The sequence below is a fragment of the Bdellovibrio sp. KM01 genome (assembly GCF_013752535.1).
In the GTDB taxonomy this organism is placed as follows: domain Bacteria; phylum Bdellovibrionota; class Bdellovibrionia; order Bdellovibrionales; family Bdellovibrionaceae; genus Bdellovibrio.
In genome coordinates this window covers 1,410,336-1,432,410 of sequence record NZ_CP058348.1, presented here as the reverse complement: position 1 = coordinate 1,432,410, position 22,075 = coordinate 1,410,336, and the positions used below count along the sequence as shown (strand labels likewise).

The window sequence follows — 22,075 nt, the reverse complement described above, 5'->3', positions numbered from 1 at the left end:
CGGAGTTATTGAGCAAGATTGATTTCAACCCTGACGGGCCCTACCCACTGATCACCGATGACGAGCACACTTATCAAGAAGCTCAGGAACATTCAGTCGTCGTTGATGAGTGGTTGGGATTTAAAACCGCAGAAATTGAACAAGCTTTGCTGAAATCTCAGGACTACAATGTTCAAGCGGATGAAAACATCCCGGTGAATTTTTGGCGAGGACTTCCGGTTCAGGCTCTGCAGACACCTTACACTGAAATACGAACGATTTTAGAACTATTGAAACCTCAAGACGGCCAGCACATCGTGGATCTTGGATGTGGGTATGGTCGCATGGCTTTTGTGGTGGGCAAACATTATCCCGGCGTAAAATTCACCGGGTACGAACTGGTGGCCGAGCGTGTGGATGAAGGCAATCGAATCTTAAAAAAATTCAATTACCCTCTCGCGGCTATTAAAACCCAAGATCTGACGGATCCCCAGTTTGTACCGGTCCTTGCAGACTATTATTTTATTTTCGATTTTGGCAGCGCTCCAGCAGTCGACAAAACTTTGGAAGATCTGAAGCAAATCGCTAAAAAACGCAGCATTCAAGTGGTGGCACGAGGACGTTATATTCGCCACCGCATTTTTCAATCTCATCCTTGGCTTTCTGAAATAAACGAGCCTCAAGTCTTTGATCATTTCACAATTTTTAGGTCTTAATCTTGCCACTAAGCATGCAGCAAAGACTGGTCTTGTTCACCACAAATCCGTGACGGAAAATAGATCCATATGGAAAACTTCATTCAAAGACCCGAAGCATTGAATCGTTGGTACGAAGAAAAACTTCATCTTCATCGTGATCTCAATGGCGGATTTATGGAAGAACATTTTCAGGAGAATGAAGACCTACCCGAAACTACAATATTTCGCATTCAAAACCTGGCTCCCCTGATCGGCTCCCTGGCAGAGGCTGGTGTTCGCATCATTGACTACGTCGACGAAAATGAACGCGGAAAATTCGCGTGGATTTATGATCCGGATGGACACAAAGTCGCTCTGTGGCAGCCATGGGATGAGTCGCAAAGCCTGGTCAATCTACCGGAGGCCGAATAATTTCCCTCGTGGTGAAACCTTAAACACACAGGTAATAATTATCTTCACAAATGTGATTTCCTTTGTCAGAGCCCTCTCAATTCGCCTTCATCTGGCAGCAAGTTTGCAAAATCACTCGGCGATTATTTAATACGAAGGAATTAAAATGACATTTGTGATTCGCACTCTCTTTTTTACGGCAGCTTTGCTGTGTTCGGTTTATGTCAAAGACGCCAAAGCCGAAGAAACTATTCTGACTCACTTGCAGACTCCCGTTAAGGACCAGGAAAGACGTAATACTTGCGCTTACTTTGCTGTCTCTGCGGCCGTGGAAAGTGCATTTAAAACATTAACGGGTGAGGACTATGACATTTCCGAAGAGTTCGAAATCTTCCGTCATAAAATCATCAATGCCTGGCGCCCGGAAGTTGAATTTGGAAACACTTACGACATTATGGCGAGCTTGCAAAACGATCTTTACCTTTATGAAGAAGACCAATTGCCATATCAAAAAGAAAGTCTGAATTTCACCCAGCCATTCAGTGCCGGTCAAATGTCCTTCTATGATTTGCGCCAAAAGAAAATTCCAAAGGTCAGTTACCGAAGTTTGAAGTTCAAAGAAATTTCCAAAAGACACTCATCGCGTTCATGGTCCGAACTGGCGATGGAACAAATTAAACAAAACCGTTCTGTGGTCATTACTTTGAACGTTGCCATCCCTCATATCAACGATACCAAAGGTACATTCACGATGAATAAAGAAATCGCTGAGCAATGCGCCAGTGGCCAAATTGCTTGCGCGGGTCACGCTGTCTTGCTAGTTGGATACAACACGGAAAGACGCGCATTTATGTTCAAAAACTCGTGGGGACCAAAATGGGGTGACCGAGGTTACGGATACGTGACTTTTGACCATGTCGACGAGTTCTCAGATCAACCTCTGTACGCGTATTTTGACAAGTTTACCTCTCCTTCCGTGAAACGTGTGAATCCGTAATTCAAACTTAAGAGATGGAAATCATGAATCAAAAGCATTCAGACTTTGACGAAAATAAATGGTTCCATCTCTTTAAAAATAAGGCCCGAGTGCTTTACCCCCATTCCGATCCTGCACACGACTTCCTGCACATTCAACGTGTCGTAAATACCGCAAAAACTTTGTGCGACGCCGAGAAAGGTCGCTGGGAAATAGTCATGCCGGCAGCTTTCTTTCATGACTTTATCAATGTGCCCAAAGGCGATCCGCGCAGACCCTATGCCTCAGCCCTTTCCGCCGAAGCAACTGTCGAATACCTAAAGTCTGTGGAATATCCTGAACAGTATCTCGAAGACATTCGTCATGCGATTGAAGCCCACAGCTATAGTGCTAACATTAAGCCCACAACACTCGAGGCTAAAATCGTTCAAGATGCCGACCGCCTGGACTCCTTGGGAGCAATTGGAATTGCCCGTTGTTTTGCGACGAGCTCCCTGATGAGTCGCCCTTTCTATTCTGAAGAGGACCCTTGGGCTGAAAAACGTGATCTGGATGACAAGAACTATGGCATCGACCACTTCTATCAAAAACTATTTAAACTGATGGACCACCTGAACACTGACACCGCAAAAAAAGAAGCCGAACATCGGGTGGCCTTTATCAAATCGTACCTGGCGCAGATAAAGCGCGAAATCTAAGTGTTAAAGTCTTAGTCACCACCTTGTACTTCTTTCGTGGTAACCATTGGGCACCACTATAAACTGAAACAATTATCTGATTCCTAGGGTGTCTGGTAAAAACCTTCCTATGAACAGACGTAACTTTTTAAAAAATACCACAGTGGCGGGCGCAGCCTTAGCCTTGTCCAATAAGTCACTTGCGTTGGAAGCAGCAAAAGCCGATGACACGTGCCTCGTTCGCATGGACCAGGTAACGGCCGAAGCAACTTACTTTGCCCGTTATGAACATTTTCATATCCTGGCAATTCCGGTTTCTGTTTTGATTGCACCGCCAGAAAATGGCTACACGACACGTACAAGTGTACTTGATCAGGCTTCATTAGATGAAAAAGCCTTTAATGAATTTATCAAAGAAACCGGGCTTGATGGTGCCAGCCTTCGAGTTCACTCCCACGCAGTTATTTTCACAAAGGATGAACTTGAGCGCATCGCCAGCGGCGAAAAAGAAGTCAAAATCACCGTCATGACCCCGAAGGGCAATATTGCCCACTACTTCTACTTTACGGCCTCGCGCTCTGCCCAAGTTAAAATCCAACGCGGTCGCGCAGGAAAATAATATGGGTCTTTCACGTCGCGACTTCCTTAGTTGGAACAACTTCACAGCCCTTTCGGCTGAATTGGGTTCTCTTTGCGTTGCTCACTTGGGTGAGTTCTCTTTTGAGACTCAAGACTCCCCGTTTTTTGAACATTTCCATTCCTTGACGATCCCGATCAAGACACTGCTCCAGCCACCTGCTGAAGGAATCATTTTAAAGACAACTCCAGTGGATCAGGATTCATATGACGCTGAAGGCTTTAAAGCCTTTATTGAACAAACCCGTTTGGATCCCAAAGCCCTGAGCACTCATTCCCACAATGTCAAAATCAGCCAAGCCAAACTTTTGGCTATTGCGGCTGGTGAAAAAAATGTCGAAATCCGCGTGATCTCAGCGAGCGGAAACTACGTGCACAACTTTATAATCTCGGCCTCCCCTATGACTTTGGCAACTCTTCGCAAACAAGCGGCAAAGGAACATATATGAAAACCATCTTCGCTTTTTTCGCATTCATTATTTCTTTGACGACGCTTTCCCAGGCTCAAGCGTACTTTATAGCGGTGCCGACACAGCAAGGTTCCATCGACTATAATAAAAGCGTCAGAATTTTGTTATCGGGTCGTGGAACTGATTTAGGGATTCAGCCCCAATTAACAGCTTTGGGACGCGCCCAGCTTTACAAACGAAACTTCCCGCAAGATCAAATCGTTTTGATTTCAGTTCTGGAAAATGCTTACAACGCCGCGGCCCTTTCAAAAAGTGGTTGGACGTTTGTAATCAGCAATGACGTAAAACTTGAAACACAATCAGGCTCGAAAGAGATTCTTAAGTTCAATAACATCCGTTCCTTGGAATTCTTTGGTCACAACTCCCCTTCACTGGGCACTCAAGCGGATGGTTTGGGATTCCGTTTTGATTTCCGTGAGCCAATCGTGGCATCCATTGCCAGCCACTTTGCTCCTGATGCTTTTGCCATCATTCATGGTTGCAACAGCGGTTGGCTGAATGCGCAGAATCTTTCACACAAATGGAACATCGCCGTCGCGGGGTCTTTCACCGGGACTCGCTTTGAACGCCTGCACAGCGACGGTCATTTTTATGTCGACGAGGAAAACCGCGCCCCCAATCAAGACTGGGCCACTTTCAATCCTGATTTTAATGTGAAATGTTCCGAAGGTGGCTGCCTTCGTATGCGGACGATGTTTTCACACTATGCTGGCAAATGGGGCAATTTCCAGGGCCCTCTGCTTAGCCATTACAAATTCTTCTGCCAATTGAACGAAAGAGACTGTCAAAAAGCGATGGCAGCATCCCTTTACGGTTTCCTGGCAGAAAGATCTCTGCAACGCAACTCCAGTGCAGCTGAATTTAGCCAAGTAGCCAAAGAGTGGTTGTGCCCCGTTTATAAAACCAGAAAAACTGTGGACGAGTGTTACAAAGCCCTTGATGAAATCGAAGCGGGCCGTGGCAATATGCTGATTTCCTTCGTGGTAAACGATGCTCAGTTAAGCTGTTCCATGAAGTCTTGTCAGTCGGTGATGACTTGTGATGATCACACGTGCCAAGTGACGAACCGGGTATCTAAAAACTCCAGCACGTTGGCACAGGAATACTTGCACCTTTTAAATGGATTCAGAGCCCTGCAAGCGGATGGTTTGTAATATGACTCACTCACTTCTTCGCCTTTTTACGATCCTTTTATTTTCGGCAACGGTTCAGGCCGCCGAAAATTTAGAAAATGCACTCAGCATTTCTAAGCCCGAGGTTTTAAAATCTCTCGAGTCCCAAGGATTCGCTTTGGCTGATTTGGTCAATCCAGGTCAAAAATTAGGCGTGGTCGATAATTCAGTTCTTTCTAAAACCAACTTCAAAGTGATTTTGGATAGTTTAAGAACTGAAATGGATATCTATCAAAAAAACAACCCCACCTCTGGTGTGGGTTTGGCGTTTGGACAAAGACTTTTTGATTTAAATTATCTCACCCATGCTCGCGCCCGTTTTGCTTTGGTCGGCGTGATCAATCGCATGGATGTGGGTTATAAAAATCCAAACTACTGTGGCGAAATTCGTTTCATCTATCGCTTGGCCTATATGGTGGAAAGCCAAGGCGTGAACGTCGCTTCTCGTCTGCCGATCACCATCAATTTGCTTCTTCACCAAGGCAGCAGAAATTCTCAGCAAGGTTGCTTGGGTATCGCTCAACGTTGGCAGACTGTGACTTCTGAATCCACGGCTCAGGATATTTTGACGTCTGGCCCATTGAATCCGGCCGTATTCAATCCTGCCCAGTTAAAAGATCTAGAGATCAATATGCAGATCTCTCGAATGGCCGCTTCTGAGCGTCCCGATTTTGGTGGCCATGCAGAATACCTGCTTAAAGCTTACGAATGGACTGGCAAAGGTTTCGCAGAAACGACTTTGGAAAACCAAATCGACCGCGCTCGTTTGCAAGCTGAGCCCTCCCTTATGAGCGAACTTGTGGCCTGGATCAAGGACCCACAAAATCTAAAAACGATTGATGACGGCACGATGATTCTGCCTAAAAAATTCCTCGCAAAAAGCGCTATTTCCATTGCCCCAGGTGGCATCAACCGTTCCGGCAACCGTCTGTTCTATGGCTTGCTCCCATCTGCAGCAACAGATTCAATTCATTCGCAAAATCTTGAGAACATCAAATCCAGCACCGCACTTTTACGCCGTCTAAATGAATCCACTTGCGTGGGCTGCCATCAAACACGGGCCATTGGTGGCTTTCATTTCACCGGCCGTGACCCTCAAGGAAAATATGCTGGCAACTCGGTCTTCCTTCCCGGTTCAGCCCATTTTATGGGGGACTTGGCTCGTCGTCGCGAAATCGTCGATGCTTTTGCGCGAAACGAAAAGATCGACTACTCCCGCGGCTTTGCCGCCCGCCCTCAGGAGCGCCGTTCTCAAAAACTTATCGGCACGGGCTTAATGAACGGTTGGGGTGCACATTGTTCGACAGGTAAAGATCCATCCTTCAGTGGTTGGACATGCGCCCAGGGACTTACGTGCAAAACACTTTTGGAAAAAGAGGACAGCTTAGGCTTAGGCATTTGCTTGGCTGAAACTCAACAAGTCGGTGACCCTTGCGAAATGGGTAAGATCGTAACGTCCGCTTTCGGTAAGGATAAGTACATCCGTACTTCTGACAAACTGACTGTGACACTTCCAAACGCAATGTGCTCGCCACAAAGCCAAATGCCAGGCACGCGCACCGGTGGCTTCTTGAACGGGAACGTCAGAACGCTTAGCTGCGACAATTTGCCTGCGGAAGCCAGCTGTGGCCCCTTGCCAGCCGCTCGCCCGGGGTTCAATGCTTGTATCGGGACTAAAAACTTTGATGCTTGTTTAAAAGAGTACTCTTTGGGTGTGGGACTTCGTGGTTGTGACCAACTAAACCCTTGCCGTGATGATTATATTTGTGCGGAAAGTTTTGAAAGCAATCGCGGTTCGTGTGTTCCGCCGTATTTCTTGTTCCAGTTCCGAGTCGACGGCCATCCTAAGAAAGCCGTGGCGCCAATCTCTCAGGGCAATTGAATAACGTTGGGCAGTTGAAGCTCCTGGTGACCCGGGGCTTTACTAAAATCAATCTTATACGCTCGTAAGGCGATCGCGTCTTTGCCTTCGCCTGGAACTTTAGATCCATACAAAGCATCGCCCACAATCGGAAAACCATGACGGCTTAAATCAAAACGCAATTGATGCGAACGACCCGTCACAGGTTGCAGATCCCATTGTAACAAGCCGTCAGCATTCGTTCCTAAGTACTCTGCCAGGGTCAAAGAGTCTTTACCCTCGGGGCTTTCAAAGGCACGGCGCTTGCCACGCAAGATGCGCGACTTCCATGCAAACTTCTGACCGGCAACTATCGAGAATTTTTCGCGGGAGTTTTTAACGTTCACCGGAATATGGGAAAAATCTTGAGAGGTTGTCAAAGCACGATAAGTTTTGCTGACTTGCTTGTGTTCAAACCAGGCATTGGCTTTACGATGTGCTTCCGCTGTTTTCGCATACATCACCAAACCTGACACTTCAAAATCCAGACGATGCACGGGATAGATTTGCAGACCCAATTGCTTTTGTAAGGCAATCCCCAGGCAATTGCGCTCGTCTTCAGCTCCCATACGGCTGGGAGTGGAAAGCACCCCTGCCGGTTTATCGCAGATCACGAAATGGGAATTTTCAAAAACGATTCGAATCATTTTTTATTAAGACCGATCAAAAAGATTTCTTTAGAAATTTTGCGTGTGGAATCAGGTTTCATCACTTCGCATTTAGCAAAGGACTTTTTGATTTCATCACGAAGCTTGGCAAAGTCATCGCTATGGAAAAGCTTGCAGACAAAGTGCCCGTCTTTTTTTAAGAATTTGCGAGCCACGTCCAACGCCAGTTCACACAACTCCATCGAACGAGCCTGGTCAGTCATGCGAATACCCGTAGTTTTAGGCGCCATGTCTGACATGACGATATCAAACGGAGGATGAAAGCCATGATCTCTGAATGTGTCTTCAAGGTTCAAGTCACGAAGATCGGCTTGAATGAACACCGCGTTTGGCAATTTCACTGTCACCGGGCTTAAATCCACACCCAAAACGCGCCCCTTGGCACCGACCACTTTGGAAGCATACTGAGACCAGGAGCCTGGTGAAGCACCCAAATCCAAAACGGTCTGGCCACTGCCTTTAAAAATTTTGTATTTCTTGTCGATCTCTTCAAGCTTAAAAACAGAACGAGCCGCAAAGCCCTCTTCTTTTGCTTTTTTAAAGTATCTATCGCGTGGATTGTAAGTCATATCGAAGGTTTATGTCGTGTTCAGAGGGCAAAGTCCATTATTAAATTTCACATTCCCTTTTGGGCGCGAATGGACTAGAAAAGATACATTCTTTGGAGGCCCACATGGAACTCATTCTTAGCATGAGCATTTTCTTCGTTATTATCACCATGATTTTTGTGGCCGTTGCCGTCTTTTTGCCGGAATGGATGGGTATCACTGGCAAAAAAGCCAAAAAAATCATCGAAGAGCAACAATCTCCCCCTTCCGAGCAGCATTCAGCTTCAGACGAATCCAAAGCTGATTCCAACAATAAGCACTAACCGTGCTCTTGAGGCTCCTTAACTTTCATAAGGAGTCCTCCCCCCACTATAAACAGCAATAGCAAGCCCACCATTCCCACACGAGAATTCCCAGTTATCGTCACCGTAAAGGCAACAATCAGTGGCCCCAGGATCGAGGCAAATCGGCCCACCAGATTGAACAAACCAAAGTACTCACCACTTTGATGTTTCGGCGCCATCTTTCCAAACAATGAACGACTCAAAGACTGCACGCCTCCTTGAACCATTCCGATAATCACCGCCAGTAAATAGAAATGCCAAGCCTGGCTCATCCACATGGCAGCAACCACCGTGACGGAGTAAATTCCGATGCACACCAGGACCGGTAACTTTGCGCCAAAACGCTTGGTCACCGTTCCAAAATAGTAAGCACAGGGAAATCCGATAAACTGCGTGATCAAAAGGGCCGCTATCAAATCTTTCGAGCCCAAGCCAATCGACATTCCGTAATCCACTGCCATCGTCATGACCGTGTAAACACCATCGATATACATCCAATAGGCGATCATAAAGATCAGCAGATTGCGCTCTTTCGTCATCAGCTCCTTAAAGGTCGCCTGTAACGTCAGAATACTGCGATTGGTAAGTTTCCAGATGTTGTCTTTGGAAACTGGCACCGCTGGTTCTGGAACATTCCGCGCGAGAGGAATCGAAAACACGAACCACCACACGGCCACGGTCATAAAGGAAACCTGCACGGCCTGAACACCGTCTCGCAATCCAAACCATTCCGGGAAAAGATGCATCAGAACATTGATCAAAAATAAAATACCGCCACCCAGGTACCCCAGGGCATATCCTAACGAGGACACGTAATCCATTTCCTTGGGTTCAGCGACGAAAGGCATAAGGGATTCATAAAATACGCAGCTCGCATTAAAGGCCATCATTGCGATACTGTACGCCATGATCGCATTCCACCAATCTCCCAACGGAATGAAAGTCATCCACCCGCAAGCGATAACCCCGATCAACATAAAGGAAAGACAGAAAAGTTTTTTTAGCCCGCGAAGATCGGCCACGACTCCCAAAGTAGGACTCATAAATGCGATCACCAGACTGGAAATGGAAATTGCCGTTCCCAGACGTGCCGTGGAGACCGTCGCATCCACGCCTTGGCTCCAATACATTTTGAAAAAGACCGGGAAAAATCCCGCCATCACCGTGGTGGAGTAGGTGCTGTTCGCCCAATCATACAGGGCCCAACTAAGGATTTTCTTTTTGCGATTTTCCATAACAAAAGAAGACCATAGTTTGCTATCGAATGGGAACCCACATCGTGTCATAAAAAAGGCTCGCATCGTTGCGAGCCTTTTCCCACCACTATTCTTTTTCGCGTGCTATTTCACCAGTCTTCTTGGCAGCGAAATCATGATAGAGATTCAGACCGCCGATGATGGTCAGAATACAACCTATCACGACATAAGCTATCACGGCTTTGCGATTTTGATTAAAGACGTAACTAAAGGCCCCTGCAATCACAATCAGTGGCCCCAGCACTACCATGGACGAAACAATCTGACGGAGTGCGAACACTCCCAGTTCAGAATTCATAACCCCCGCCTACGTTCAAGATTTGGTTATATAAGTTCTGTAATCTTCAATTTTCTGTTGAACTTATCGGCAGGACTTTTCTCAGCTTAAGTGAAATTAATCATATTTACGGTCGCAATTACGACTCATACAGGGACAAGATGACTGATGGTTTTGAGACAATCGTAAGATGGTTCAAACCCTTCTCTAAAACGACGCCAGAGGCGATTCCTTCAAAGATCTCTACATGTCGAGACCCAATGACCACCTCGTCTCTGTCCCCGGTCGCAATGCAAAGGGAAACGTTTTCTTTATGAAGACGAAATAGTAAATCCTCAGGAACCACAGCTGCCCGAACAAATTCAGAACTGTAATGAGTCTTTTCCTCACCGGATTTAAAGATCTCGGGGTAATTGACGTTAATGCCTTCGCCGTCTTTATCCATAAAAATCCAGCCACCCAAATCAGGCGTCAGAGCATGGAACGATTCCGGCAGATAAGGCGCTAAGGCCACAAATTTAGAGAACTGCCTGCCGACATCCGATGCGGCAACTCTTAATGCAAAACCACCACCCAAGGAATGACCGGAAAGAATCATGCTCTTAATCGAAAACTTCATCTTCAAGTGTATAATGAGTTCTTCGAGGTCGATTTCAAGTTGATTGGCAGCAATGACGTCAGAAGCGCCAAGACTTACCCCATGACAGCGAAAATCGGGAGTGACCACCTGGGCAATACCCGCCTTGGCAATAGCACTCGCCAAAGCACACAGATAGCGACTGTCACCTCCAACACCATGATACAAGATCACCAAATTTTCAGAACGCGTGGGATAGAATCGATAGGAGAGGACATCCTTTTGACGGGTGCGAAAAGCTTCCTGCGGAGCCAGTCGGTCCACAGGAATTTTAAAATCGCGCAAATCAAAGGCGAGCTTCATTGCTTGTCAGCCTTATTTTCCGGCTGCTTCTAATTTCTTTTTGTGGATATAGTAATCGTAATCACCTTCGTAGATACGCAGTTGATTTTTATCAACTTCGAATACACGAGTCGTCACTTCACGCAAAAAGTGGCGATCATGCGATACGATCATCACAGTTCCCGGGAACTGCTTGATAGCGTCCAGCAAAACTTCACGAGAAACGATGTCCAAGTGATTCGTCGGCTCATCCAGGATCAAAAGATTCACGGGTTGCGCCAGGATTGTCGCCAAAACAACACGGGACTTCTCACCACCGGAAAGGATCGAGATTTTCTTTTCAGCTTCTTCGCCGGAAAACTTAAATGCTCCCAAAAGCGAGCGCACCGTTCCCATACCGGCTGTCGGCATACGTGAATGCACCTCGTCCACGATAGTCATTTTAGGATCCAAGACATCCAAAGAGTTCTGAGAGAAGTACCCCAGATTGATGGAGGCCCCCAAAGTGCAAGTACCAGCGGTAGGTTCAACCTCACCCGCGATAATTTTAAGCAATGTCGATTTACCCGCACCATTCACGCCGACCACCGCAATGCGGTCCATGCGTTTTACCAAGGCCTGAGCCCCCGAGAACACTTGTTTCTCTTTGCCATCATCGCGTTTCCAAACTTTGGAAAGGCCTTCAAAACGTACAACCTCATCCCCACCACGTGGAGGCACGGGCCATACGAACTTGATTTCAGATTCCTCTTCAGGAATTTCGATGCGATCAATTTTTTCTAGTTTTTTAACACGGGATTGAACTTGTGCCGCATGGGAGGCACGGGCTGCGAAGCGAGCGATGAACTCTTCTTCCTTGGCCAACATGTCTTCCTGACGTTTTGCAGCTGCGATCAACTGCTCTTTGCGGATGTCGCGCTCCTTTTCATAGAAGTCATAGTTACCACCGTAGACTGTGATCGTTTTATTCGCGATCTCTACGATTTTACCAACGATGCGATTCATAAAGTCACGGTCATGCGACGTCATCAAAATCGCGCCTTTGAAATTCACCAGCCACTCTTCAAGCCAGATGATGGATTCCACGTCCAAGTGATTCGTCGGCTCGTCCATCAGCAAGACTTGCGGATTCAACACCAGGATTTTCGCCAAAGCGATACGCATTTTCCAACCGCCCGAGAAACTCTCAGTCGGACGATGATAGTCCTCAGGACCGATCCCCAGACCTGTCAGGATCTCTGCGGCACGGGATTCCAGATCGTAGCCACCCAGGCGTTCGAACTCCCCTTGCATCTCCCCATAAATTTCCAGGATCTTCATCATTTCATCTGGATCCAAATCAGGGTCGGAAAGCTTTGCTTCGTACTCCTGCATTTTCACCTGCATGTTACCGATATTGCCGATTGCAGATTTCACTTCCTCGATGGCAGATCTGCCACGCATATCTTCGATATTTTGAGAGAAGTATCCGATCACAGTTTTATCGGATTTAGAAACTGTTCCATCGTAACCTTCCTCACCTGTGATGATGCGGAAGATAGTGGTTTTTCCAGTACCATTCAAACCGACCAGACCGATTTTTTCGCCGTCGTTGATTTGGAATGAACCGTTACGATAGAGAACTTTGTTCCCCTGCTGCTTTGTGATGTTGGATAAATGAATCATGGTCCCCTGTATATCGCGATTTTTCACCAGATGCGCCAAAATTTTTAATTATTTACACCGAGGGGGCAACCACAGGCTCCCTGCCAGGAATTTAGGCAACTCCAAAAGTATATCTGAAATTTTGAGATTCTTTAGAACTCTAAAGTCCAAGCCCCCTGAAGGTCGCGCCAGATCTAGCCTTGAAGGAGAGTGCCAGAATGGAATCACCTATCGCGAGTGGCCCTTAGATACTGGAATTCCCCGAGGAGCGCTATAATTGACGAGAGCAATGTAAGTGTCTGAAATACTCTCAGTTTCTGCAAATAGTTCATTATTCTTACAGAGCTGGAATATATCCTGAGCTTTTACCCCTAACATCGTGTATCTTGCGCCATTCCTAGAGCATATACCAATACCCCAAACGAATTTGGCCCTTTGGTTAAGTGCTCCACTAACTGAAAGGCTACTCGTGACTCCTCCTTTAACTACTGTCGATACATTTGAAAGCTTTGGTCTTAGCGCTCCGTTGATGGACGCGATGAAAGACATGGGCTTCTCAACTCCGACGCCCATTCAAAAACAAGCTATTCCTTTGCTATTAGGCGGTGCGAACGATTTCATCGGTCTTGCATCTACAGGGACTGGTAAAACTGCTGCGTTCGGTATTCCTCTTATCGAAAATCTAGACGCTACAATCAAAGACACTCAAGCTCTTGTTCTTTCTCCAACTCGTGAGTTGGCGCTGCAAGTGGCAGAGCAATTGGCTTTGCTTGGTAAGAAAAAAGGCATCCGCGTAGTCACAATCTACGGTGGTGCTTCCTACCGCACACAGATCGATGGCATCAAACGTGGCGCCCACATCGTGGTAGCGACACCAGGCCGTTTGGTTGATTTCCTTGAACAAAAAATGTTGAAACTTTCTAAAGTTCAAACTGTGATCCTTGACGAAGCTGACGAAATGCTTTCGATGGGTTTCAAAGACGCTTTGGATTTCATCTTGTCTGCAACACATCCAGACGACGCTGCTTCAAATGAGCGCGCAGCATGCAGAACTTGGTTGTTCTCTGCAACGATGTCCACTGAAGTTCGCCGTATCACTGAAAAGTATTTGGAAAATCCAGAAACAGTGGCTGTGAACAAAGTCGGCTCTACGGCTGACACTATTGACCAAGTTTACTACACGGTTAAGAACATGCACAAAACAGAGGTTATCTCTCGCTTGTTGCAAACTTTGCCTGAATTCTACGGTATCATCTTCTGCCAAACTAAAATGGAAGTTGCTGAACTTTCTGACATTTTAGCTCAACGTGGATTTCCAACAGACTCTTTGCATGGTGATAAATCCCAGCAAGAGCGCGAAGCGACTTTGAAAAAATTCAAATCTAAACAAGTCAAAGTCATCGTTGCAACAGACGTAGCCGCTCGTGGTTTGGACATCAAAGACCTTACTCACGTGGTAAACTACAACTTGCCATGGGATGCTGAATCTTATGTTCACCGTATCGGTCGTACAGGTCGTAACGGTCAAAAAGGAACAGCGATCACTTTGGTGAACTCTGATCAATTGACTCTTCTTCGCCGTATCATGAATACGACGAAAGCGACTTTCACGAAGGGTGTTGTACCTTCTGCTGATGAAGTTGCTGGTCTTAAAATCAAAAACGTATTGGACAAAGTTGGTTCAATGGACGTTGCCAATCCATCTTTGCTTTTAGCAGCGGATTTGATCCAGGACTTGGTTCAAGCTGATGACATTAACTTCAAGGATCTTTCAACTGAGGATTTGCTAGCTCGCTTTATCGTGGCTTACTTCCCAGACGTATTTGTTAAAAAAGATTTGATCCTTGATTACATGGGCGACCGCATCCCTCGTGAATTGTTGCCTCGTGACCCGAACAACAACCGCTTCACTTCTAACCGTGACGGTGGTGGTGATCGTGGTGGTTACCGTGACCGTCCTCGCACTGGTGGCGGCTACCGTGGTGACCGTGGTGGTTTCCGTAGCAACCGTCGTGATGATGGCGACCGTCCTCGTTTTAACGACGGTGGTTACCAACATGACAACAACGGTAAAGGTGCTTCGGCTCCGCGCCGTGCTCCTGGCGCAAGCAGTGCATTCCGCAGTGCTGATGCTGGTGGTGAAGTTCGTGCAGAACGCAGTAGCAGCGCACGCACGGAACGTTATGACCGTGAAGAAGGCCGTGGTAACCGCGCACCTGCTGGTGACAACGGTGGCGGCGAACGTTCTTTCCGCAAACGTTCATTCAGCAGCGACCGCGATGAAAATCGTGGCAACCGCCCTGAGCGTTCTGAGCGCGCGGATCACCCAGGGATCAAAAGATCTCGCCCAGGTGGCGGCTCTTCAGCTCCCCGTCGTTTCCGTGATTAATTAGATATTTCAAGTCAACTATGTGGGCGACTTCGAGGGTCGGTGAGTAATCACTGGCCCTTTGTTTTTTGACTCCAAGGGACCGGTAACGCAAAGTTTGTCGGTGTCTCAAACTTAGACAGCCCTTCTCAATCCTCGGGCTCATACAAACCTGTTTAGGGTGGCATTTTCTCTGCAAATGAATCCAAACATGAAAAGTTTGAACACCAAAACTATCATTCTGGCAGCTTCCCTTTTAACTTCCCTTTTGGGAACAACGGCTTATGCTCAGGCGACGTCTTTCAAAGCGACTACGATCGTGGATCGTAAATTTGAACGCACTGAAACCAGCGAAGAAGAAGCTGCAGCTCAAGACGTGGCTGATGCATTGGCGATCCTCGATGCTGACAAGGCATGCAGCAAGTTCGCCACCCAAAATGGCCTGGGTAAATATGGCGAGGAAATTAAACGTGCCTTCCAAGGTAATAACTTTGATAGTTTACTCAAAGGTACTGCTGACTTAAGAAAAGTGTGCCCACGCTTTGATCAAATGAGAAATGACGAAAAAGTAGAACTGTACACTGTCATATTAGGGGGCATGGCTTTCTATGAAAGCACTTGCCGCGAATACGTCAAAGCTCAAGGACCGAACGGAACTCTTTTTGGATTTTTCCAACTTCATAAAGGTAAAGAGCCTGATTACGATGAGGGCCGCGTTTGTCGACCGGGCGATTCAAATCCAAAAAATGGTCGTATGATGCAATGTACTTTGTCGACTTTGAACCGCTACGTTGAAATCAGCAACAAGCTGTTTCCAAACAGGGGAAATGGTGAAACATACTGGGAGACTTTGCAAAACAACGCAAAACCCAAGCAACAAGTTCCGACGGTGCTTCGCAGCCATATTCGCGCCAACAAAGCTAATGGAGCCAGTCTGATCAAAATCGCGATTCGCGACTATTGCGCTCCAAATAAGTAATCTCAGATTCTAAAACGCAAAAAAGGCTGTCTTCCAGACAGCCTTTTTTATTTGAACTTTCACTTTAAGTTATACAGCGAAGCCCTTTATTCCCCACCATTGATCATGTCTGAGGTGAGGCCTTTGTCACCGCGGTTTTCTGCGATGAAGATGCCGGCGATATGACCGACCACGAATGCCACGAAGAACCACATCAGCCATTCATGCACTTCTTTAAGGAATTCTGCTAGATCCTTAACCAACCCTAGGTCTTTCTTGAAATACAAAAGAATACCTGAAAGCACCATGTACAAAGTGATCAGGTAAAAAAGCGCGTAACCGGTTTTCACCAACGTATAGTGAACAGCGCCGATTCTCTTTGTTTTTGGGACCTCTTTAAGACCCACGGCACTTTGCACGGCTTGGGTTGCTGGGCATTTTTTAACGACGAACAAACCAATCAGAATGCGGGCAAGTAATAAAGCTCCCAACGCGAAGCCGATCCAGTAATGCCATTGCCACATCACATCGCGAAGCCCCTTGGCGATAGATTCTGCCACTTCCGGTGTTACGGAACCCGCACCTTCTTCAACTTTGGCTTTAATGAAGGCGGCATTCGTGCGCCAGCTTAAAAAGGTTTTGCGCAACAGTACCGTTCCCAGCAAAGCCAGGATCGCCAAAGCATTCAACCAATGCCACCAGCGCAAGCTGGCAGGCTGGTACTTTCTAAAGCTATAGGTAGTTTCGTTCATAAGCAGCTGACTCCTTCAGGGAAGGAGTCAACAGTATCAGGCTGACCGTGGGAAAGACAAGAGGGCACTCTTTAAATCTTCTGCAACCTCAAGCCCGCGGACCACACCCATTCTCAACAGCTTTTCACGCAAGGACTCTTTAAGGGAACAGAGCCTTAGATCTGCAGGTTTGGCGCGCACATCTCTTTGTAGTTGGGCAAAACTGGCCAGCGCCTCGTTTGATATGCGATCGATATTTTGAAAATAAAACACGACCTGAACGACTTCCTCTTTAGCAAGAATTTCAGCTCGTACGGCCTCCAAAGCTGGGACCACGACGGAACTCATTTCTTCTCCGGTAAAGGAAACAACAAGCATCTTGTTTTTATGACTTATACTGTAATTAAACGACTTCTGATCTTCCAACGTACCGCTCCTCGAAATCGATGTTTTCCTAAGGTCATTTTAGCAGCTCATTTTCTCTTTAAAAGTCTTCCCCGAAGCGGTTCTCAAAGGGGTACGTAAACGCGAATGACTTATGATGTTTAGGGCCGTTTAGTTCTTATTTTTCAGAGAAGATTTGACTTATAGTTAGGCGCCGAATAATTTTTCACCCATTCGAAGGGGAACTCAAATGTTTCAGTTCAAAATGAGAAATTTGGCGGCGCTTGCTCTTGCAACTATCATGACCGCAACAGCTGTTGCCGCTCCAAAAGCTGCACCTGCACCAACTACAATCACGATCAATCCACGCACCTTGAAAACACGCCTGCTCGAAAGCAATATCGAATTGGCTGTTCAATTGAACAACGTTTACAAAGCGAAAGACAGCGTCGACCGCGCCCGCAGAAATCTGCTTCCAGGGATCAACCTTGGAGCGGCCATCGACAGCACATTCAGCTTTTCGTTGGCGTCTGTAACGATGCTTTTGCCATTCTTGCTTCCAAGCAAATGGTTGGATCTTCGTGAAAACCAACATCTTTTGAATGCTCAAGGTGAAGCGTACTACATCGCTCAGTTGAATACGTATTCGTCAGCTTACGCACTGTACTCCACCATCCAGGGCGATATGGAACTTCGCGCGATCATTCAATACCAATATGAAAACTACAAACGTATTGAAGACATGATCCGGATGGCAGTGAATGCCGGGATGAGAGAAAAAGCAGAGCTTCTGCAGGCTGAGGCACAAACTCAATTGTCTAAGATCCAAGTTTCACAAATGGACGTTTTGATTCTTCAGGAAAAAGCGGCGATTCGCGATATGTTGGCGTTGCCTCTTTCCACGGATATCAAAATCGAAGCTTTCCATATTGGTTCTTCTCCGGCAGAAGAACAATCCATGCAAACGACGATCGACCAATCCCTGGCCAAATCTCCAGAGCTGCGTCAGCTGGCTTCCATGTTGAAAGCAACTGAAGCCGCGAAATGGAGTGCGTTCTGGTCTTTCCTGACGGGAGCAACTTTGGGTGCCTCTCGTGGACCAACGGGTGCATTCTCTGATGCTGAGGGTGCAGGCTCTGCAAACTTTAACTTCGGTAACTTCTTGATTTTGAAAATCGGAAACCGCGAACTTGATGCGATTCGTTTGCAGAAAAAGCAAATTGATCAGGATCAAATTAAGATCGTAGAGACGACTGTGGGTTCTTTGCGTGAAAGCCAAATGCAGTTAAACTTGGCTCGCCAGGCAGAGGCCAACTTGGAAGCTTTGTACGAAAATGAAGTTAAAAAATTCAAAATGGGTATGACAGATTTGTTACACGTTTTGAATGCGGGCAACTCTTTGACGGCAGCGTACACTAATCGCGTAAAAGCTCAAACAAGCCTTGATACATTGCGTGTTGGTTTGCACCGCATGATGATTTCTGACCACTTCGGTTTGATCAAAAAATGCCAAGTCTACAAAAAGGGCACTGGCGGTTTGACTGGTAAATTGGGTCGTATCTTTAATCCTAAAAAAGATTCCATCAGCTTGGACGAAGCTTGTGGTCAGCAAGTTAGCGAAAATTAGTAGCTAGTTCGGAGATCTTAGCATAGGATCTCCGACATATGGGAACTCCAGTACAAGACGTCGTCATTATCACTACCGGTGGCACGATTGAAAAAACCTACAACGAGTTTGATGGCTCGTTGGAAAATCGTGGCACCAGCATCAAAAATCGCATTCTTTCCAAGCTGCGTTTGCCTTACACCAATATTTTGGTTTACCCCCTACTCAGCAAAGATTCACTTTACATGAACGATGAAGACCGCGCCCTGATTGCGGTCACAGTCAAAGATCAAATGCAACGTGGCTGCCCGATCGTTCTATTGCACGGAACAGACACGATGCATGTGTCAGCTGAATACTGCTTTAAAGAAATCGGCACACCGAAAGTTCCCGTGGTTTTCACAGGCGCCATGATTCCGATGGGCTTTGATGACAGTGATGCCACACAAAATGTGACGGAAGCTATGCTAGCTGCCAAACTTTTGCCGCCAGGATTCTATATCTCCTTCCATAATCAGATTTTCAAAGTTCCGAACGTTCGCAAAAACCGCGAAAAAGGCACATTCGAAGAAATCTCCTAACCCCGTCCCCTTAAGCATGAGCGTCGCCAGATAAGTTTTATCAAGGCGCCAGGATGAAGCTGTACTAACAGTACAGCGAAGACGCAGCAACGCAGAGAAAACTTATCTGGCGACACTCATGTGTTTATTACCACAGGACCGCCCTAATTCCGGTCTGATCCCCTATCCTGATTGAAATAAGATCAGGAGGACGCGATGAGACTGGAGTTTTCAGCTGCTGTTTGCATTGTACTTTTAATTGGACTGGCCACTCGTGCAGCTCCTGAAGCTAAAAACACCAAAGCACAAACGCCTCCTGCCGCGACGACGGTCACCTGGCCGCGTGATGTAGAGACAGCAGCGAAAGAAAAAATCACTGTCTTTCAGCCGCAAGTCGAATCCCTTGATAACAACGTCATCACTGCCCGTGCTGCCTTTAAGTACCAAAAAGACGGCAAAGATTCATATGGGTCTTTCCAATTAAAGGCCAGCACACTGATCGACAAGGGCGACGACACCCTGACGATGCAAACGATCAAAGTCACGGACCTGCAGTTTCCCGATAACGCCGCCAAACGCGAGGAGCTTAAAGGACGACTTGAGAAATCACTGAACGGCAAAAACTATGTAATCCCCTATCACAATGTGGTTTCAAATTTAGAAGTCTTTTCTTCGAGTAAAAAAAGAAAATCTCCAGAATTAAAAAACGATCCACCACAGGTGATTTTTGCGACTCAGCCAAGCCTTTTAATCATGATTTCCGGTGAGCCGGTTATTGGGCCTGCTGGCAAAGAAAAAAACGTACAGCGTGTGGTAAATACGAGCGCGCTGATTTTAAAAAACAGCGACAAGGAATATTACCTCTGGGCTTTGGGGAAATGGTTCTCTGCACCGAGTGCGACCGGTCCTTTTAATGTGACCAAGTCTGAGCCCTCGTCAAAATTTGTGCTGGCAAAAGAGGAGTTGCTAAAGGCAAAAACCGTTGATCCATTGGAAGGCAGAACAGCGGATGGCAATTCGATCTTCCCACCGGGAGTCATTCCTAAAGTCTTTATCGCGACTCGCCCGACGGAGCTTTTGCAGTCCGAAGGCACACCAAAATATTCGGCGGTTGAAAACACGGGCCTGCTTTATGTTTCGAACTCCCCTAACTCCATCTTTCTGGAATCTTCTTCACAACAGTTTTACACTTTGATTTCTGGTCGTTGGTTCACGGCGAAATCTCTGGAAGGACCCTGGAGTTTTGCGACAGGCAAAGATCTGCCGAAGGATTTTGCGAAAATTCCTGTGACCAGTCAGGTCGCCGAGGTTTTGGTTTCAGTACCAGGAACTCCGCAAGCCAAAGAAGCTTTGATTACCAGCCAAATTCCCCAAACAGCACAGGTGCCTCGTACGCTAAAACCAAAGAACTTGGTGTGTGATGGCGAAATCAAATGGCAAAAGATTTCTGGGACTTCAATGCAGTATGCAGAAAATTGCAACACTCCGATGCTGATGTTGAATCCAAGTTTGTTCTATGTGGTTCAAGATGGTGTTTGGTTTAACTCAACGACGGCGAAGGGACCTTGGGACGTTTCAATCGCAGTTCCTGATCAGATTTATCAAATTCCTCCGTCATCACCGTTATATTACGTCACTTACGTGCGTGTTTACGGCACGAACGGAGAGTATGTGATTGTTGGCTATACGCCAGGTTATCACGGCACGTTCGTCTCTGCTGATGGCACAATCGTGTATGGAACTGGTTATGCTTATAGCGCCTATACGTCTTCGTCTGCCTGGTATCCTCCACCCTACACTTACGGATTTGGCGTGGGATATGGCTGGGGATATGATGCAGGATTTTACATGGGCTTTTCCATGGGTGCCGTGATGTATCCGTGGGGTTGGGGATCCTGCTGCTGGGGTCCGACCTATGTGAACATCAATGTCGACAACACCTATCACAACTGGGGCAAACGCACGGTGATCACGGGTTCCGGCGGTCATGGAGTTGCCATCAATACGATCGGCAATACCAAGTTTGCCCGGGGTCTTGATAGTAACACGGTCTATGCGGGACATGATGGCAGCGTATATCGTCGAAATGGCAAAGGCGACTGGTCCAAATACAATGGTCCCGACACTTGGACTCCCGTCAGCAAACCCGACAACATTCAAAATTTGGAACGTTCCCATGAAGGCCGTGCGCCTCAACCACAGCCTCGCCAACCAGCGGCTGACATGCAACGCACTGGTGGTGCTCCAGCCCTGCACGGAGGTGGCGGCATGCGTGCAAGCGGTGGATTTCGTGGTGGCGGTGGTGGCTTTCGTCGTTAATTAACCAAAGGAGAACATTCATGCAAAAGTATTTTATTTCGCTCGTTGCTGCTTTCATATTTACATCCACGGCTCAAGCCGCTTTGGATTACGGACTTGAATTAGGGGCTCGTCAACAAAACGGCTATGCCTATGGTCCCGGCATCTCGACACATGCTCGCACCGGTTTGCAGGCTGGCGCCTTTGTGCACATGCCCTTAGAGGGAAATATCGCCCACTTCCGCTCAGGTCTTCTGTACACACAAAGACCCCTGCAAACGGAAAGTGACTCGGGAACTAAGATTGATTTCAATTTGGACTATCTGGACATTCCAATCACAATCCTGTTTAAGCCACAGGAAAAATTTGGAATCTATCTGGGCTTTATTGCCTCGATCAATATTGCCAGCTCTTGTTCAGGGGATCCGAACTGCAAAATATCAAGCATTGATACGCCATCATTTCCGTTCATTTTTGGTTCAACATTTAAATTCAATTCCCGCTGGGGATTGGATCTTTATTTTGATGCCAACAACTCAGCGATGGCAAAAGGACTTGCTGATTATAAATCCGTGGGTCTTAACCTGATGTTCTCACTGGATTAGTTTAAGAATGC

The 22,075-nt window shown here is 46.8% G+C and carries 23 protein-coding genes; 15 read left to right on the top strand and 8 right to left on the bottom strand.

All coding sequences use genetic code 11. From position 1 onward, the window contains the following. Positions 1-8 precede the first annotated feature (8 nt). The 8 genes from HW988_RS07040 to HW988_RS07005 all read left to right on the top strand — a co-directional run bounded on the left by HW988_RS07040 (position 9) and on the right by HW988_RS07005 (position 6,880). Complete coding sequence (locus HW988_RS07040) at positions 9-695, top strand: class I SAM-dependent methyltransferase (protein WP_181606826.1); 687 nt, start codon at positions 9-11, stop codon at positions 693-695. A gap of 69 nt (positions 696-764) precedes the next feature. Beyond that, complete coding sequence (locus HW988_RS07035) at positions 765-1,088, top strand: VOC family protein (protein ID WP_181606825.1); 324 nt, start codon at positions 765-767, stop codon at positions 1,086-1,088. A 145-nt stretch (positions 1,089-1,233) separates the two neighbouring features. Further along, positions 1,234-2,064 carry a C1 family peptidase gene (locus HW988_RS07030; protein WP_181606824.1) on the top strand — a complete coding sequence of 277 codons (831 nt, stop codon included), beginning with the start codon at positions 1,234-1,236 and terminating at the stop codon, positions 2,062-2,064. 23 nt (positions 2,065-2,087) lie between these two features. Next, positions 2,088-2,741 carry an HD domain-containing protein gene (locus HW988_RS07025; protein ID WP_181607654.1) on the top strand — a complete coding sequence of 218 codons (654 nt, stop codon included), beginning with the start codon at positions 2,088-2,090 and terminating at the stop codon, positions 2,739-2,741. Between the two features lie 109 nt (positions 2,742-2,850). Then, positions 2,851-3,339 carry a twin-arginine translocation signal domain-containing protein gene (locus HW988_RS07020; RefSeq protein ID WP_181606823.1) on the top strand — a complete coding sequence of 163 codons (489 nt, stop codon included), beginning with the start codon at positions 2,851-2,853 and terminating at the stop codon, positions 3,337-3,339. 1 nt (position 3,340) lies between these two features. After that, positions 3,341-3,805 carry a hypothetical protein gene (locus HW988_RS07015; protein ID WP_181606822.1) on the top strand — a complete coding sequence of 155 codons (465 nt, stop codon included), beginning with the start codon at positions 3,341-3,343 and terminating at the stop codon, positions 3,803-3,805. Next, positions 3,802-4,980, top strand: coding sequence for a hypothetical protein (locus HW988_RS07010; protein ID WP_181606821.1), 1,179 nt, complete (start codon positions 3,802-3,804; stop codon positions 4,978-4,980). Before HW988_RS07015 ends, HW988_RS07010 begins: the two co-directional genes overlap by 4 nt. 1 nt (position 4,981) lies before the next feature. Beyond that, a complete protein-coding gene (locus tag HW988_RS07005; RefSeq protein WP_181606820.1) occupies positions 4,982-6,880 on the top strand; it encodes a hypothetical protein in 1,899 nt (632 codons plus the stop codon). Here HW988_RS07005 and HW988_RS07000 read toward each other — a convergent pair. Both HW988_RS07000 and HW988_RS06995 read right to left on the bottom strand, forming a co-directional pair. Next, entirely contained in the window at positions 6,868-7,545 is a 678-nt protein-coding gene (locus tag HW988_RS07000; RefSeq protein ID WP_181606819.1) for an RluA family pseudouridine synthase, read from the bottom strand. The genes HW988_RS07005 and HW988_RS07000 overlap by 13 nt on opposite strands. Then, a complete protein-coding gene (locus tag HW988_RS06995; RefSeq protein ID WP_181606818.1) occupies positions 7,542-8,135 on the bottom strand; it encodes an RlmE family RNA methyltransferase in 594 nt (197 codons plus the stop codon). Before HW988_RS06995 ends, HW988_RS07000 begins: the two co-directional genes overlap by 4 nt. Positions 8,136-8,239: 104 nt before the next feature. Between HW988_RS06995 and HW988_RS06990 the strand changes: the two genes are divergently transcribed. Then, entirely contained in the window at positions 8,240-8,437 is a 198-nt protein-coding gene (locus tag HW988_RS06990) for a hypothetical protein (RefSeq protein ID WP_181606817.1), read from the top strand. On the opposite strand, the gene HW988_RS06985 is transcribed toward HW988_RS06990, so the two are convergent. The 4 genes from HW988_RS06985 to HW988_RS06970 form a co-directional block, all read right to left on the bottom strand. Continuing rightward, positions 8,434-9,744, bottom strand: a complete 1,311-nt coding sequence (locus HW988_RS06985; RefSeq protein WP_255490254.1) for an MFS transporter — start codon at positions 9,742-9,744, stop codon at positions 8,434-8,436. The genes HW988_RS06990 and HW988_RS06985 overlap by 4 nt on opposite strands. A gap of 37 nt (positions 9,745-9,781) precedes the next feature. Continuing rightward, positions 9,782-10,012, bottom strand: a complete 231-nt coding sequence (locus HW988_RS06980) for a hypothetical protein (RefSeq protein ID WP_181606816.1) — start codon at positions 10,010-10,012, stop codon at positions 9,782-9,784. Positions 10,013-10,130: 118 nt separating this feature from the next. Continuing rightward, the gene (locus tag HW988_RS06975; RefSeq protein WP_181606815.1) at positions 10,131-10,931 is read right to left on the bottom strand and encodes an alpha/beta hydrolase; all 801 of its coding nucleotides are present in this window, start codon (positions 10,929-10,931) and stop codon (positions 10,131-10,133) included. Positions 10,932-10,943: 12 nt separating this feature from the next. Next, positions 10,944-12,575 (bottom strand): ABC-F family ATP-binding cassette domain-containing protein, encoded by a 1,632-nt coding sequence (locus HW988_RS06970; protein WP_181606814.1) that lies wholly within the window; start codon positions 12,573-12,575, stop codon positions 10,944-10,946. Between the two features lie 448 nt (positions 12,576-13,023). Here HW988_RS06970 and HW988_RS06965 point away from each other — a divergent pair, with 448 nt between their 5' ends. Next, positions 13,024-14,943: a DEAD/DEAH box helicase gene (locus HW988_RS06965; RefSeq protein WP_255490253.1), complete on the top strand. Its 1,920-nt coding sequence runs from the start codon at positions 13,024-13,026 to the stop codon at positions 14,941-14,943. A 190-nt stretch (positions 14,944-15,133) separates the two neighbouring features. Next, positions 15,134-15,901, top strand: a complete 768-nt coding sequence (locus tag HW988_RS06960) for a hypothetical protein (protein WP_220128820.1) — start codon at positions 15,134-15,136, stop codon at positions 15,899-15,901. Between the two features lie 86 nt (positions 15,902-15,987). Here the strand turns inward: HW988_RS06960 and HW988_RS06955 are convergent, their stop codons facing one another. Together HW988_RS06955 and HW988_RS06950 are read right to left on the bottom strand one after the other, a co-directional pair. Further along, complete coding sequence (locus HW988_RS06955; protein WP_181606812.1) at positions 15,988-16,632, bottom strand: cytochrome b/b6 domain-containing protein; 645 nt, start codon at positions 16,630-16,632, stop codon at positions 15,988-15,990. Positions 16,633-16,668: 36 nt separating this feature from the next. Beyond that, positions 16,669-17,037 carry an STAS domain-containing protein gene (locus HW988_RS06950; protein ID WP_255490252.1) on the bottom strand — a complete coding sequence of 123 codons (369 nt, stop codon included), beginning with the start codon at positions 17,035-17,037 and terminating at the stop codon, positions 16,669-16,671. Between the two features lie 208 nt (positions 17,038-17,245). Here HW988_RS06950 and HW988_RS06945 point away from each other — a divergent pair, with 208 nt between their 5' ends. From HW988_RS06945 to HW988_RS06930, 4 genes are all read left to right on the top strand, one after another. Continuing rightward, on the top strand, positions 17,246-18,622 hold the full coding sequence (locus HW988_RS06945; RefSeq protein ID WP_255490251.1) for a TolC family protein: 1,377 nt from the start codon (positions 17,246-17,248) through the stop codon (positions 18,620-18,622). Positions 18,623-18,660: 38 nt separating this feature from the next. Continuing rightward, positions 18,661-19,182, top strand: a complete 522-nt coding sequence (locus HW988_RS06940) for an asparaginase domain-containing protein (protein ID WP_181606811.1) — start codon at positions 18,661-18,663, stop codon at positions 19,180-19,182. Between the two features lie 195 nt (positions 19,183-19,377). Next, on the top strand, positions 19,378-21,480 hold the full coding sequence (locus HW988_RS06935; protein ID WP_181606810.1) for a hypothetical protein: 2,103 nt from the start codon (positions 19,378-19,380) through the stop codon (positions 21,478-21,480). Positions 21,481-21,500: 20 nt separating this feature from the next. Further along, a complete protein-coding gene (locus HW988_RS06930) occupies positions 21,501-22,064 on the top strand; it encodes an outer membrane beta-barrel protein (RefSeq protein ID WP_181606809.1) in 564 nt (187 codons plus the stop codon). Positions 22,065-22,075 lie beyond the last annotated feature (11 nt).

What these genes read in the sequence shown, in the direction of transcription:
- HW988_RS07005 (WP_181606820.1), top strand. Translation starts at nt 4,982, where the DNA reads ATGACTCACTCACTTCTTCGCCTTTTTACGATCCTTTTATTTTCGGCA.
- HW988_RS07010 (WP_181606821.1), top strand. Translation starts at nt 3,802, where the DNA reads ATGAAAACCATCTTCGCTTTTTTCGCATTCATTATTTCTTTGACGACG.
- HW988_RS06935 (WP_181606810.1), top strand. Translation starts at nt 19,378, where the DNA reads ATGAGACTGGAGTTTTCAGCTGCTGTTTGCATTGTACTTTTAATTGGA.
- HW988_RS07030 (WP_181606824.1), top strand. Translation starts at nt 1,234, where the DNA reads ATGACATTTGTGATTCGCACTCTCTTTTTTACGGCAGCTTTGCTGTGT.
- HW988_RS06985 (WP_255490254.1), bottom strand. Translation starts at nt 9,744, where the DNA reads ATGACACGATGTGGGTTCCCATTCGATAGCAAACTATGGTCTTCTTTT.
- HW988_RS06960 (WP_220128820.1), top strand. Translation starts at nt 15,134, where the DNA reads ATGAAAAGTTTGAACACCAAAACTATCATTCTGGCAGCTTCCCTTTTA.
- HW988_RS06940 (WP_181606811.1), top strand. Translation starts at nt 18,661, where the DNA reads ATGGGAACTCCAGTACAAGACGTCGTCATTATCACTACCGGTGGCACG.
- HW988_RS06945 (WP_255490251.1), top strand. Translation starts at nt 17,246, where the DNA reads ATGTTTCAGTTCAAAATGAGAAATTTGGCGGCGCTTGCTCTTGCAACT.
- HW988_RS07025 (WP_181607654.1), top strand. Translation starts at nt 2,088, where the DNA reads ATGAATCAAAAGCATTCAGACTTTGACGAAAATAAATGGTTCCATCTC.
- HW988_RS07035 (WP_181606825.1), top strand. Translation starts at nt 765, where the DNA reads ATGGAAAACTTCATTCAAAGACCCGAAGCATTGAATCGTTGGTACGAA.
- HW988_RS07015 (WP_181606822.1), top strand. Translation starts at nt 3,341, where the DNA reads ATGGGTCTTTCACGTCGCGACTTCCTTAGTTGGAACAACTTCACAGCC.
- HW988_RS06975 (WP_181606815.1), bottom strand. Translation starts at nt 10,931, where the DNA reads ATGAAGCTCGCCTTTGATTTGCGCGATTTTAAAATTCCTGTGGACCGA.
- HW988_RS06930 (WP_181606809.1), top strand. Translation starts at nt 21,501, where the DNA reads ATGCAAAAGTATTTTATTTCGCTCGTTGCTGCTTTCATATTTACATCC.
- HW988_RS06970 (WP_181606814.1), bottom strand. Translation starts at nt 12,575, where the DNA reads ATGATTCATTTATCCAACATCACAAAGCAGCAGGGGAACAAAGTTCTC.
- HW988_RS06995 (WP_181606818.1), bottom strand. Translation starts at nt 8,135, where the DNA reads ATGACTTACAATCCACGCGATAGATACTTTAAAAAAGCAAAAGAAGAG.
- HW988_RS06980 (WP_181606816.1), bottom strand. Translation starts at nt 10,012, where the DNA reads ATGAATTCTGAACTGGGAGTGTTCGCACTCCGTCAGATTGTTTCGTCC.
- HW988_RS06955 (WP_181606812.1), bottom strand. Translation starts at nt 16,632, where the DNA reads ATGAACGAAACTACCTATAGCTTTAGAAAGTACCAGCCTGCCAGCTTG.
- HW988_RS07020 (WP_181606823.1), top strand. Translation starts at nt 2,851, where the DNA reads ATGAACAGACGTAACTTTTTAAAAAATACCACAGTGGCGGGCGCAGCC.
- HW988_RS06990 (WP_181606817.1), top strand. Translation starts at nt 8,240, where the DNA reads ATGGAACTCATTCTTAGCATGAGCATTTTCTTCGTTATTATCACCATG.
- HW988_RS07000 (WP_181606819.1), bottom strand. Translation starts at nt 7,545, where the DNA reads ATGATTCGAATCGTTTTTGAAAATTCCCATTTCGTGATCTGCGATAAA.